Here is a 12,327-nt window from a genome sequence, read left to right on the forward strand (position 1 = left end):
TTGCTGCGCCAACGAATGGTTCGCGTCACTCAATGCCCCTGATACTGGGCGGTGCTGACCGGCTCCAGCCAGTTTACGACGCTGCCCTCTTTCGCCTCCTGCACCGCGATGTGGCTCATCGCCGTCTTGTCGGTGGCGCCATGCCAATGCTTCACATTGGCCGGGATCTGCACCACATCGCCCGGGGTTATCTCGATGCGCTTACCATCCCACTGCTGCACCCAGCCCAGACCACTGGTAACGATGAGGGTTTGGCCTATGGGATGAGTATGCCAGTTGGTGCGACTGCCCGGCTCGAAGGTCACCATGGCGCCCGAGGTGCGGCCCTCGCCCTTGGCGCCGAACAGAGGTTCGACCCGTGTTTTACCGATAAAATAGGGCTCCAGGCCCTGCATGGGCAGCTGAGTGCCATTGCTCGCGACGCTGATCGATGGCGGCGGGAGCGTCTCCCCCACCACCTGGCCACTGAGGCCGAGTAAGGATGAGGAAATAACGAATGCAGAGATGATGGATTTCATAGACCCTCCTAGCGGGAGCAAAACGACACGCTGGCGTGCACCAGACCAGATGGCACCATTTTTTCAGCTTGCCGGGGCGATCTATAGTCCATTACTGGCAAATGCTTGCCTAATCCTCCGAAATGGCAGATTAATCCGTTAAGTGCCAGCGCGATTGGCTTACACTTACTGCAACGACAAACATCCATTCGCCTGCTATCGAGGAGGCCAACCAATGCAAGACAAAGTGATCCCGTCTCTCTCTGCGGCCATCGCCAAAGAGGTCGAGCGCCGCACTCAGGGCGTCGACTGGTGTGAAACCGAGATTGCAGGATTGGACTTTTATCGCCAGTCGGCGCCTACCAGCTGCTCAGTCTGCGTCGTCGAGCCCAGCATAGCCCTGGTGGTGCAAGGGGCCAAGGCGATGACCCTGGGGGAGCAGACCTTTCGCTACGATCCGTCACGCTTCTTAATCACCTCGCTGGATCTGCCCGCCAAGATGCAGGTGTTAGAGGCCAGCGAAGAGGTGCCCTATCTGGGTGTAGTGATCAAGTTGGATCTGGCAGTGATGAGCGACCTGATGTTGCAGACACCGCTGACGATGCAGAAAGAAACCGCATCGGATCAGGGGATGATATTAGGCGCCACCACACCTAAGTTGCTGGGGGCTATCTCACGCCTGGTTAACCTGCTGGATGAACCCGAATCCATTGCCGTGCTGGCACCGCTGATTAAACGCGAGATCTATTGGCGCGTGTTGATGAGCGAACAAGGCGCCCGCCTGCGTCAGATTGTCTCGGCCGGTAGTCATGGGCTGCGTATCGCCCGCACCATAGAGTGGCTCAAGGTGCATTACGACCAACATCTGAGCGTCGACAGCCTGGCAGACATGGCCAGAATGAGTAAATCCACCTTTCACCACCATTTTCGCCAGCTCACCTCCATGAGCCCGCTGCAATATCAAAAACGCCTCAGGCTGTTAGAGGCGCGCCGCCTCATGCTGGGGGAAGACATCGACGCCTCGGCCGCCGCCTATCGCGTGGGCTACGAGAGCCCGTCGCAATTCTCCCGGGAATATTCCCGCCTGTTTGGCGCCTCACCCAAGAAGGATGTGGCGACCCACTGGCAGTAAGCAGCGATTTAGACAGAGATTTTAGTTAACCGGCCGGTAGACTTGATTGATGAGCGCCGCCGCAATCGTGGTGGCCGGGTCACGCCCATCCACGCTAGGCGCCAGGTTGGTCCAGACCACCAGGCTAACCTTGTTGTCTGGGTCATGGCCCATGAAAGAGTTATAACCCGGCAGCTCGCCGGTATGGCCATAGAGCTGACCAAATTTGGCTATGCCCAGGCCATAGTAGGCGGTGTTAGGATTGTCGGGATCGATAGGCTTAACGCTTGCCAGACGCAGTTTCTGCATCTCCTCATTTAACAGTTTTCCGCCAACCAAGGCCTCGACCCAGACCAGCAGCTCTCTGGCGGTAGAGATCCCCGCGCCGGCCGCCCAGCCCCAGGAGGGATTAGCCTCAGTCTGATCCCCCGGCATTATCACCCCATCACGCGCCTCCTGCTGCATCGCCTCAGGCAGCGCCCCATCCATGGTCAACACATTGGTGCCATACATATAGCCGTGGGCGTAGGGCTCGGGCAGGACGTTATCGGTGATCTCAGGAAACAGGGTTTGTGTCATGCCTAGGGGAGCAAACAGGCGGCGCTGCATGATCTCAGGCAAGGTGCTGTCATCGAGCTTCTGGGCGATCAGGCCAAGCAATACCGTATTAGTGTTGGAATAGCCAAAGTCTGTGCCCGGCATAAAATCCAGCGGAGAGTCAAAACTCAGCTTAAGCAGCTCAGCTTGGGGCCAAGCATAAGCGGGATCCTGATCTAAGATCTGATTCAGCGCCAATGTGGTGGTGTAGTTATGTAGGCCGCTCTCCATCGACAGCAGCTGAGCTATGGTGATCTGCTCGCCGCTCGGCACGCCAGTCCAGTGCATGGCCACAGGATCTTCTAGCTGGAGCTTGCCCTCCTGCACCATCTGCAAAATGATAGTGCCGACCCAGGTCTTGGTATTGGAACCAATCCGCAGGTGCTGATCGAAACGGGTCGGCTCGCTGCCGCCATACCGGCTCACCCCATAGTTGTACTCAAAGTTCCCCTTGGGGGTATGCAGTATCACCACGGCGCCCGGCACCAGCATATCCTCGGCCAGCTCTGCCACCGTCTGCTGCATCTTGGCCGAGTCGATGGCGTTTAGCGCCTCCTCATCGTCACTGTTGCAGCCACTGACCAGGACACCGGCTAGGATACTGGCAAAGGTGACCATCACAGCACTCATCAGGTTACTCACCCATGCTCTCGGCTCCGCTTTATCCGTTCTAGACTTGCGCTGTTCCCACATATTTTTCAACATCATTTGGCACTCCCTTTGTCATCCTGCATCCAGGATCCGCACTCAGCCAGCTTAAAAACCGACCATCCATTGCAATACCCCAAGCTAGTCTGGTTTCGATTGGGATTCAAGCAAAGTTGGCAAAGCTGCTACTGAAAAGATGGCGAGTTGAAAAAGCGAGGAACAAGGCTTATTGTGCAAACAAATCAACCGGCAATGACGCCAACCTCAAGAGATGGATGTTCGATGAACCTCAACCTTTTATTCGCAATGGCCTTTGGCTTTATCATCATTTTGACCCTGCTGTCGCGACTAGGCAGTAGCACTAGCAGTCGCCACTACCAATATCGTAAACATAAAGCCCTGTTTACCCCCGCCGAGCGTTCGTTTCTGGGGGTGTTAGATAGCGCCGTTGGCGAGCAATACCGTATCCTTGGCAAGGTACGCATTGCCGATGTGCTCACTCCAGAAAAAGGGATGACGCGCCAACACTGGCAAAATGCCTTCAACAAGATCTCGGCCAAGCACTTTGATTATCTCCTCTGCGATAAACAGACCCTGGACGTTATCGCCGCCATCGAACTCGACGACAAGAGCCACAAACAAGCCAAGACCATAGCGCGCGACCAACTGGTGGAGGATGCCTGCCGCACCGCGGGGCTTCCTCTGATTCGGTTCGACGCCAAACGCAGTTATCATGTCGAAAGCGTAAGAACCACTATCGCGTCGACACTCGAGCCGGATTTTGAACCCGAGATTGAAACCATTCCCCAGATAATCGCGAGTAGAGATTGACCGGCCAGGGCCTTGGAAAATAGCCAGAGCCTTGGAAAAAAGCCAATGCCATCCCCATGGTTTTTAATGAGCCAGTGTTAATGAGTTAGCTTTAATGAGTTAGTTTTGAGCTGTGAGTAGTGATGAATTAGCGCAAGAACACTCAATCCGCCAGACTTTGCTTTGTGTTGGGCGCGGCTTGATTTATCATTGTTCTCGACAGAGAATTGTTTCTGGTTAAGTCAATATATTCAGCCATATAGAATAGGAACCCTAAGTAGATGATGAGCAAATGGGCGATACGTTTTTTACAAATGGCCGAACTGGTAGCCTCTTGGAGTAAAGACCCCTCCACCCAAGTGGGCGCCGTGATCACTGAAAACAACCGCATTGTCTCACTGGGATTCAACGGCTACCCGCGCGGGATCTCCGACAGCGCCGAGACAGACAACCGCGAGATGAAACTGCTCAAGACCCTGCACGCCGAAGAGAACGCCATTCTCTACGCCAAGCGGGATCTCAGCAGCTGCGAGATCTGGGTGACCCACTTTCCTTGCCCCAACTGCGCCGCCAAGATCATCCAGACTGGGCTAAAGGTAGTCCACAGCCCACAACCCAGCGACGACTTCCTCTCCCGCTGGGGCGATAAGATTAAGGTCAGCCAGGATATGTTTGACCAGGCAGGTGTAGAAGTCGATTGGATGCAGGTTGATTAGGCCTGTAACGAATTTCTTGTAGTAGAGCAAGCCAATGATGAGCCTGCTCTACACTGACTGTCTCTAAATCCGTCTCTCAGTACTCGCTAAATACTTACCAAAATCCTCCACCGTTATTTTCACTCTCAAAATGCTTCTGACGTAGATAGGAAATCGAAACCTCGTGCCACTTGATCCCTATTGAACTTAGACCGTCACAGATCTCCTCAATACGCGTATCCAGATAGATATCCATGGTCAACTCATCCAGATACTTGGGATTGCCAAGATCTACCTCTTGCAGCGGGTGCACCACCATAAAAAACTCTGTGCCCGAATACCTCAGGTGGTCAAAGTAATTATGAATAATGGTCTCGACTTTCTTCATGTCGTCGACCTGCATGGCAAAATAAACATCGAGTTCTTGAGCGCGGCCAGTCGTATCCAAGTCACGAGCACGGCGAATAGGGTCTATGCTGAGTCCAATCTTAATCTGATTGAGGTTTTCGGGCTCACGCATCACATAGATAAACCCAGGTCCATGGGGATCATTAGTATTAGAAAATCACATATAGCCTCTACTTCCTTGATTAATTACGCTTGCTCTTCACGAGTCTACCTTAGAGTCGACAGAGAGAAACACCATTTTACCTCGCAAACAAATAACTCTCCCAGCTCAAAACGATAAGGCTGCTCCCTTCATTAAAATTTAAAAAGTGAAAAAAAAGAGGGTGCACCTATACAAACTATTTCAAACATCTAAGTACTAAAATCCAGGAAAAATTTGATCTGAGTACACTTTCTTTGTCAATTGATCGTGTAGTTTGTTTATCAACCAACACAGAAGTTCAACTTACTCTCAAGGAAGAGCACTTTCATGTCCAACTCTTCAGATGTGGCCGTATCATTTGATGGCGAAATTTTCAGCCAAGAAGCAATCCTTAAAGCATGCTATGAATTAGCGTCGCTAGCCGTCTTCGAAGTAACAAGAAAGAATAAGAACATCTTAGTCTCAGTAAAAAAGCAAAAAGAATGCCTAGAATCAATTGAAGAGATTCTAAATCATCTAAGGACATCGGTTATTGACTACCAATTACGAGAGAAAATTTCCTATAAAACTCAAAAGATTAGAGAAGTTTTAATTGAGGCAGCACTAAGTAATTCTCATAAGGCTCTGGAAAATGAAAATAAATGATCCCGAGCTGTACTCCCCTAAAAACTACCAATTACTACCATTTCGATTTGAACGAATTGGCCCTAACAGCTGTTTACTGGTCAATGAAGTCGGCGAACACTGCTATCTGAACAATCATGAGTTAGAGATGCTAGTGAATGGCTCCTTAGAGCCTAGTTGTATGGCCTTCCAAAAACTTTACTCCAAGTCATTTGTTTACACTGAAGAGAACAATTATTCATTGCGGACATTCTGCTCCAAATATAAAGCGAGAAAATCTTTCATTTTTGATGGGCCTGCACTTCACATTTTCGTATTGACTTTAAGGTGTGAAAACTCGTGTGATTACTGTCAAGTCACTCGCCGAAATCCAGATGCAAAGAAATACGATATGCCACTTCATGTAGCAAGGCAGTCTGTTTATCGTATGTTCGAATGCCCAGCAAAAAATCTTACTGTTGAATTTCAAGGAGGGGAACCTTTACTCGCATTTGACGTGATGAAATTCATTATTGAGTTAAGCGTAGAACAAAACACTCATCATAATAAGAACTTACAATTTGTTGTCGCAACAAGCCTTCAAAATATAAATGAAGAAATGCTTGAGTTTTTCCATCAACACGACGTTCACATATCAACATCAGTTGATGGTCCCGAATGGTTACATAAGAAGAATAGACCTAGTTGTCATTCAAATAGTTACGAGAGCACTTTAAAAGGTCTAGAACAAGCAAGAAAAATATTAGGGCATGACAAAATAGCAGGCATGACAACTATCACCAAGAGCAGCTTATCATCGTCAAAAGCCATCATAGATGAATATGTTCAACTAGGGTTTCACTCTATTTTTCTAAGACCTTTGAACATGTATGGATTTGCTGTAAAAAAAGAAAGTAAGGTGGGGTATACATCTGAAGAATTTAATAAATTTTATAAAGAATCACTGAACTACATAATTCAAATAAATAAATGCGGATTTCGTTTAGACGAAGTAAATGCTTCATTAGCGCTGAACAATATATTGACACCTCAAGCTACCGGATACGTGGATATGCGCTCTCCATGCGGAGACGGTACGGGAGTCCTAGTTTATAACTACGATGGAAAAGTTTACCCATCAGATGAATCAAGAATGCTAGTGGAAATGGGCGATAATTCACTAGCATTAGGCTCGGTTTATGAGCCTCTTAACAACTTAATTTCCTCCAAGCAACTTCATACCATCTTGCAAGCAGGCGTAGCAGAGTCCCTTCCAGGTTGCTCGGACTGTGTATATTTACCTTACTGTGGAGCAAACCCTATCCAAAACTATTCTCGCTATGGGGATATGATTGGACATCGCACTTTCAGCGCTTTTTGCCAAAAACAAAAATTTCTTTATCGAAATATTTTTCAGCTACTTGAAGATAGTTCAAATCGTTCTGTATTTTACACTTGGCTTCCTAATAATCGCTACAGTTCGTATCAAGGAGAACTGAATCATGCGTAATGGCGTTCCCTTGAAAACAACAGCAAACGTAGATTTTCTAAACAGTTCTCAACTATACAAGGTCATAGACTTACAGGAGTTTGTCTCAACTGGACAATTCAGTAAAAAACACTGCCTATTATTACATGAGTACAGTGCAGATTTGAGCGAGATTCTGTCAATTGGTTGGGGGGCTATTATAATAACAGACAATCAGTCTGAACGACCTAATATTGCGCGAATCCCCCAGATTACCAAGTTAGAATTACCACACGCTATAAGTACCGGGGATGTAATATTAGTAAGTCAAAATCGAATAGACATTCTCTATCGGAGAAAAAGTAACTCTAACTTACTATTTGTCACAGAAAATTGTGATCACAAATGCATCATGTGCTCTCAACCCCCTAAAGAAATAGAAGATAGTTGGCGTATAGATGAATGCCATCAACTATTAGACTTAATTGATCAAGATGTGCAGGTATTGGGAATTAGTGGTGGTGAACCAACACTGTTGGGCACAGACTTTCTCGAATTACTCAAACATGCTAAAGAAGCTCTTCCTTTTACGATGCTTCATATCCTAACAAACGGTTGTGCATTTGAGGAATACGATTACGTAGCCAAAGTCTCTCAAATTTCTCACCAAAATATTCTTTGGGGAATTCCACTATATGGAACCACGCCTCAACAACACGATTATCATACGCAAACAATTGGCTCATTTAATAAAACCATGCATGGTCTCTACAATTTAGGCCATGCTCGAGAGCGTATAGAACTCCGAATAGTCTTAACACTACCTATAGCTCAAAACATTGTAAGTATTGCTGATTTCATTCAAAGAAATCTTCCATTTGTGGAAACTGTTGCACTTATGGGAATTGAACCAATTGGATTTGCTAAAGCAAATTATGAAACGGTATGGTGTGAGTTAATAACATACCAAGATAACATACTAGAAAGCACTCGACGGCTATTAAGCTCCGGAATCAATACTGTTCTATATAACATCCCCTTGTGCCACTTGCCTGATGAACTGCATAACCTAGCCGCACAGAGCATCTCTGATTGGAAAAATAGCTACAGAGATGAATGCAATGAATGCATTAAAATTGACCAATGCTGTGGTTTCTTTAAATCACATCGTCAACGGTTCGGCGAGCAAAGGATTGAACCTATTCAATTTAAGAGGAGTACAACCAATGCATTTTGACCTTAAACATTTTTGGCAATCAATTAGCGGTGTAATTCCTACAATTTCAATAGCTGGCATTGGGACTAGCACATTAATAGTTCCTAATGCGTACGGGATACAACCAACAATAACGATCGATGATATCGACAATGCTCAATTAAACCGACTAGTTAGTTTTGAAGTTCAATTAAATGCAAATAGTGAAAACCTCTATGCAGGGCACAGGTCACACTCGAGCCATCGCTCTCACTCAAGCCATAGATCACACTATTCGTCTAGAACAGGTACTTATTCTTACCCCTCAAGCCCAAGTCCTGTATACACAAAACCATCAACACCATCCTATCCATCAGCAACCACTAACAACCGTTCGACGACTGAAAAATCAAATCAGACTAATCCTGACACACTAAAAGCATTAATAATGAGGGTGCAAATAGCCCTTTATAAGAAAGGATATAAGATTGGTGCGATCGATGGATTGATGGGACAGAATACAGCCTTGGCATTAAAACAGTATCAAAAAGATATGGGCCTTAAAGCAACAGGAACCATGACAACAGAGACTCTAACTGGGTTAGGGGTTTCCCTACCTTAATAATCTAGAAAGCCCTTAATTCGGCCATGTATTCATTTCAAACCAAGACTATGAATATTATTTTTCATAGTCTTGGTTAATGGGAACCACAATATCTCCTAATAACACAGCTGAAACTGATTGTTCAAAACTAGACGACATGAAAGAAATCTTACTTAAGAAATAGTTATGAGGCCGTGCTGCTGCCCAACAGCATTAGCGACGGCCACCAATCGGCTTTTTATCTCTTGTTCTATGGCTGTGCCTCGCTGCAGCAAGTCATCAACGGCGATGAAGGCGATGGTCATCAGACGGCTGCTCTCATAGTGATAGGCGTAACCCGGTTCGACTATCCAGCTCTCTGAGATTAGCTGCTCGGCCTTTTCATCCAAGGTTCTGACCAGGGTGAAGTCGAAGGATAAGATATGGTCTTCCTTGCCATACCAATCTGCCTTAAGCGCCTGAAAGTTAATCCACATCTCAAGCTTGGCCAGTAAGGGCTTAAGTGAACTCGAAAATCTATCATCGGCTGTGATGGTGATGGGGAATCCTTGCTGCATGGCTCTCTTTACCTCTTGCGTAAGCTTTTCGCTTACTTTACCCGCCAGCTTGCTCTTATTCTTGGCTGCCGGAAATGACCTCGGTCTGTCGATAGGGTTTGATTGTGCTGGTGAACCGCCTCAGATGCAATGGTAAAGAGCAAAACCCAGGGCGCAATCTCCCACCACACCTTGTTGAAATTTAATGGTTAAGTTACTCTTGCAACGCTAATAAACCATGGGGATGGATAGGGTTTGCAAGGGATTCTGAGCTACTACAAACAGTGCTTCGCGCACGACAGCGCCGAGATCAACCTCTGGTCGTGTCATAAACTGGCCGAGCAAGATCAGCTGCTGCTACAGGGTGAAGATGAGCTTGCCAGTGGCTTTCTCCCCCGTCTCCCCTTGCCCCACACCTTAGCCTCGGCGTTAATGAATCGCAGCGCCCTCTATCTGCGTGAGCGGGTATTGCTGCATTGCAGCCTCTTCTTTAGCGGCACCATAGAGCTCAATGGCGAGCGACGTAAGGTGGTTACACCGCTGCTCTATCGCGAGTGCCAGATACAGGCCGATGGCGATGAGATCTTTCTTCAGGCCAGCGAGTCATTAACCGGCCAGACCCCATTTACCATCAACGAGGCGCTGCTTGAAAAGCTCGTGGTGGAAGGCCACAGCCTAACCCAGGAGCTGCGCGATAATCCCACAGACGTGAGCGGCTGGATTGCCTGGCTGCGCGCCGGACAGGCCGATGTGGATGCCACCCAGCTACTGCATTTTCCCAAGCTGATTGATGAAGCGGAATTTGAAGGCTTAAGGCGAAAACGCAAAGGCTTTCTGGTGAATCGCAGCCAGCTGGTGCTAGCCGAGCGGTCCCTGGCCAGTCGCGGCATACTGCACGAACTCGACCTATTGGTGGCGACACCAGATCTTTCCCCTCCACTACAGGCCCTATTTGCCGAGCAGCAGCCATATCCCCAGAGCAAACGACAGATAGCTACCCAGCAAGATTGCCTGCCGGGACTGCTGAGTAATGCCCAGATGCAGGCGCTGAGTATCGCCGCCAACCACACCCTAGGACAGATCTCAGGCCCACCCGGCACGGGCAAAAGCTACACCATAGCCACCATAGCCGCCGAGCAGATATTGCGCGGAAAATCGGTGCTGATCGCCGCCCACACAGATGTTGCCGTGGACGTGATAGCCGATAAGTTGCAGCAACAGTTTCAGTTGGGCAGTAGCCTGATCCGCGCCGGTTCGCCGCAATTTATTAAGCAGCTCAAGTCCCAGGTGGACGACATGCTCAACGGCATTCATCCCGTCGCCAATAAGAAGGTAACTGACATCGCGCTGCAGAAGGCCTACAAGCAGCTCGAGATAGTGACCAGACAGCAAGCCAAGCTGGAACAGAGCTTTACGCGCCATTGCAAGCGCGCCATAGGCCGCGGCCAAAAGCTGGCGAGGCTAGAGCAGCAAAAATCCCGCTGGCGCCTGCCCTACTTTAACTGGTTCTATCACGGCGGCATTAAGCGCTTCTCCCGTCAGTGGGAGGTGCTGGACAGCTTAAACGGCCTGATTGCGCAGAAAGAGAAGCTCAGCCTTGAGTATCTGCAGCTGGCCACCAGCCACAGACAAAGCCGCCTATTGCAAAACAAACGCAGCTCCCTGGTGAACTTTGCCAAAGCGATACGGGCACGTCAGTCGGCGAAACAGCTAGAGGCCTTTTACAACACAGACTTCTCGGCGCTGCAGCAGACCTTTCCTATCTGGCTGTCCAGCCTCGCCAACCTGCATAGGGTGTTGCCCATGCAGCAGGAGATGTTTGATCTGGTGATCATCGACGAGGCCACCCAGGCCAATATTGCCGAGTGTCTGCCCGCACTGCAGCGCGCCAAGGCGGCGCTAGTGGTGGGCGACAGCAAACAGCTGAGACACTTCTCGTTTCTCTCTCGCGAGAAACAAGCCAGCATTCAAACCCAGCTCGGTATAGCACCCGACAGACGCGGACTGCTAAGCTACCGCGATGCCAGCATGCTCGACCTGGTATCTGGCTCGCTGAGCGCCCAGGCCCAGGTTGCCTTCCTGGACGAGCACTTTCGCAGCAAGCCGGAGCTTATCCAGTTCAGTAATCAGGCCTTCTATCAAAATGCCCTCAAGGTGATGCAGCACAGGCCCTGTACCAGCTCGGGACACCTGCACAGAGTTCAGGTTAATGGTGAGCGCGATGCCAAGGGAGTAAACCTTCTCGAGGCCGAGGCCTTGATAGACAAGCTGAGCCAGCTTATCGAGGAACAGGCCGATGCCTTAGTGCCCTCCAGCATCGGGGTGCTCTCCTGTTTTCGACATCAGACAGAGTATCTGTCGAAGCAGATCATGGCCCGGTTCAGCCTGGCGCAGATAGAACGTCATCAGCTGCGAATCGCCACGCCTTTCGGCTTTCAAGGCGAGGAGCGCGACATCATGCTGCTCTCCTTCAGCGTGACCGCCCAAGACAGTCGCGCCGCGGCCTACCTTAACCGCGCCGATATGTTTAACGTGGCCATCACCCGCGCCAAACAGGCCCAGTGGCTGTTTCTGTCATTGGATGAAACGGCGCTGCCTAACAATAATCTGCTGGCAAAATACCTCACCTCGGCGACCCAGTTTGAGGCCAAACACAATTATGTCGATGCTTTGGATGAGTTCGGTCAGGCGGTTACCCAGGCGCTTGAGGCAAAAGGCATTACGGTATGGCGCGCCTACCATATGGCGGGTCTGGAGCTGGATATCCTCTGTCGCCACGGCGACCAGTATCTGGCGATAGACTTAATCGGCTACCCCGGCCCCTGGGAGGACTTCTTCGAGATTAACCTCTACAAGCTACTGCAGCGCGCTGGCGTCAGCCTGATGCCGCTAAGCTACGGCCTGTGGAGCCAGCAGCAAGCCCTGTGTATCGACCACATCTGCAAGCAGTTCGGCATAGCACAAACCCAAGAGGTCGCTTGAAGAAAATTCAATTGCCCACGGCCAGCTAATA

At 49.2% G+C, this 12,327-nt stretch carries 12 protein-coding genes; 8 read left to right on the plus strand and 4 right to left on the minus strand.

From position 1 onward, the window contains the following. Positions 1–29 precede the first annotated feature (29 nt). Positions 30–518 carry a (R)-mandelonitrile lyase gene (locus K0H80_RS15645; protein WP_220072180.1) on the minus strand — a complete coding sequence of 163 codons (489 nt, stop codon included), beginning with the start codon at positions 516–518 and terminating at the stop codon, positions 30–32. Between the two features lie 214 nt (positions 519–732). Between K0H80_RS15645 and K0H80_RS15650 the strand changes: the two genes are divergently transcribed. Next, positions 733–1,629: an AraC family transcriptional regulator gene (locus K0H80_RS15650; RefSeq protein WP_220072181.1), complete on the plus strand. Its 897-nt coding sequence runs from the start codon at positions 733–735 to the stop codon at positions 1,627–1,629. A 21-nt stretch (positions 1,630–1,650) separates the two neighbouring features. Here K0H80_RS15650 and K0H80_RS15655 read toward each other — a convergent pair whose 3' ends face one another. Then, entirely contained in the window at positions 1,651–2,835 is a 1,185-nt protein-coding gene (locus tag K0H80_RS15655; protein WP_258406121.1) for a serine hydrolase domain-containing protein, read from the minus strand. A gap of 300 nt (positions 2,836–3,135) precedes the next feature. Here K0H80_RS15655 and K0H80_RS15660 point away from each other — a divergent pair, with 300 nt between their 5' ends. Both K0H80_RS15660 and K0H80_RS15665 read left to right on the plus strand, forming a co-directional pair. Then, entirely contained in the window at positions 3,136–3,684 is a 549-nt protein-coding gene (locus tag K0H80_RS15660) for a DUF2726 domain-containing protein (RefSeq protein ID WP_220072183.1), read from the plus strand. Between the two features lie 260 nt (positions 3,685–3,944). Next, positions 3,945–4,379 (plus strand): dCMP deaminase family protein, encoded by a 435-nt coding sequence (locus K0H80_RS15665; protein WP_220072184.1) that lies wholly within the window; start codon positions 3,945–3,947, stop codon positions 4,377–4,379. Between the two features lie 94 nt (positions 4,380–4,473). Here K0H80_RS15665 and K0H80_RS15670 read toward each other — a convergent pair whose 3' ends face one another. Next, the gene (locus tag K0H80_RS15670) at positions 4,474–4,881 is read right to left on the minus strand and encodes a GIY-YIG nuclease family protein (protein ID WP_258406122.1); all 408 of its coding nucleotides are present in this window, start codon (positions 4,879–4,881) and stop codon (positions 4,474–4,476) included. Positions 4,882–5,235: 354 nt separating this feature from the next. Here K0H80_RS15670 and hxsD point away from each other — a divergent pair, with 354 nt between their 5' ends. Genes hxsD through hxsA form a run of 4 tightly spaced genes read left to right on the plus strand, consistent with a single transcriptional unit; the run spans position 5,236 to position 8,796 of the window. Then, entirely contained in the window at positions 5,236–5,553 is a 318-nt protein-coding gene (hxsD, locus tag K0H80_RS15675) for a His-Xaa-Ser system protein HxsD (protein ID WP_220072186.1), read from the plus strand. Beyond that, the gene (gene hxsB / locus K0H80_RS15680; protein ID WP_220072187.1) at positions 5,540–7,021 is read left to right on the plus strand and encodes a His-Xaa-Ser system radical SAM maturase HxsB; all 1,482 of its coding nucleotides are present in this window, start codon (positions 5,540–5,542) and stop codon (positions 7,019–7,021) included. The genes hxsD and hxsB overlap by 14 nt, the downstream gene beginning before the upstream one ends. After that, entirely contained in the window at positions 7,014–8,216 is a 1,203-nt protein-coding gene (hxsC, locus tag K0H80_RS15685; RefSeq protein WP_220072188.1) for a His-Xaa-Ser system radical SAM maturase HxsC, read from the plus strand. Before hxsB ends, hxsC begins: the two co-directional genes overlap by 8 nt. After that, positions 8,206–8,796, plus strand: a complete 591-nt coding sequence (gene hxsA / locus K0H80_RS15690; RefSeq protein ID WP_220072189.1) for a His-Xaa-Ser repeat protein HxsA — start codon at positions 8,206–8,208, stop codon at positions 8,794–8,796. The genes hxsC and hxsA overlap by 11 nt, the downstream gene beginning before the upstream one ends. Positions 8,797–8,951: 155 nt before the next feature. On the opposite strand, the gene K0H80_RS15695 is transcribed toward hxsA, so the two are convergent. Next, entirely contained in the window at positions 8,952–9,335 is a 384-nt protein-coding gene (locus K0H80_RS15695) for a hypothetical protein (protein ID WP_220072190.1), read from the minus strand. 234 nt (positions 9,336–9,569) lie between these two features. Here K0H80_RS15695 and K0H80_RS15700 point away from each other — a divergent pair, with 234 nt between their 5' ends. Continuing rightward, positions 9,570–12,296 carry a DEAD/DEAH box helicase gene (locus K0H80_RS15700; RefSeq protein WP_220072191.1) on the plus strand — a complete coding sequence of 909 codons (2,727 nt, stop codon included), beginning with the start codon at positions 9,570–9,572 and terminating at the stop codon, positions 12,294–12,296. Positions 12,297–12,327: the final 31 nt, after the last annotated feature.

Origin of the sequence: Shewanella aegiceratis, assembly GCF_019457495.1 — a bacterium.
GTDB lineage: Bacteria > Pseudomonadota > Gammaproteobacteria > Enterobacterales > Shewanellaceae > Shewanella > Shewanella loihica.

Excerpts from the sequence above, each read along its gene's own strand:
- K0H80_RS15665 (WP_220072184.1), top strand. The coding sequence starts at position 3,945 with ATGATGAGCAAATGGGCGATACGTTTTTTACAAATGGCCGAACTGGTA.
- hxsD (WP_220072186.1), top strand. The coding sequence starts at position 5,236 with ATGTCCAACTCTTCAGATGTGGCCGTATCATTTGATGGCGAAATTTTC.
- K0H80_RS15650 (WP_220072181.1), top strand. The coding sequence starts at position 733 with ATGCAAGACAAAGTGATCCCGTCTCTCTCTGCGGCCATCGCCAAAGAG.
- hxsC (WP_220072188.1), top strand. The coding sequence starts at position 7,014 with ATGCGTAATGGCGTTCCCTTGAAAACAACAGCAAACGTAGATTTTCTA.
- K0H80_RS15655 (WP_258406121.1), bottom strand. The coding sequence starts at position 2,835 with ATGAGTGCTGTGATGGTCACCTTTGCCAGTATCCTAGCCGGTGTCCTG.
- K0H80_RS15695 (WP_220072190.1), bottom strand. The coding sequence starts at position 9,335 with ATGCAGCAAGGATTCCCCATCACCATCACAGCCGATGATAGATTTTCG.
- hxsA (WP_220072189.1), top strand. The coding sequence starts at position 8,206 with ATGCATTTTGACCTTAAACATTTTTGGCAATCAATTAGCGGTGTAATT.
- hxsB (WP_220072187.1), top strand. The coding sequence starts at position 5,540 with ATGAAAATAAATGATCCCGAGCTGTACTCCCCTAAAAACTACCAATTA.
- K0H80_RS15660 (WP_220072183.1), top strand. The coding sequence starts at position 3,136 with ATGAACCTCAACCTTTTATTCGCAATGGCCTTTGGCTTTATCATCATT.
- K0H80_RS15645 (WP_220072180.1), bottom strand. The coding sequence starts at position 518 with ATGAAATCCATCATCTCTGCATTCGTTATTTCCTCATCCTTACTCGGC.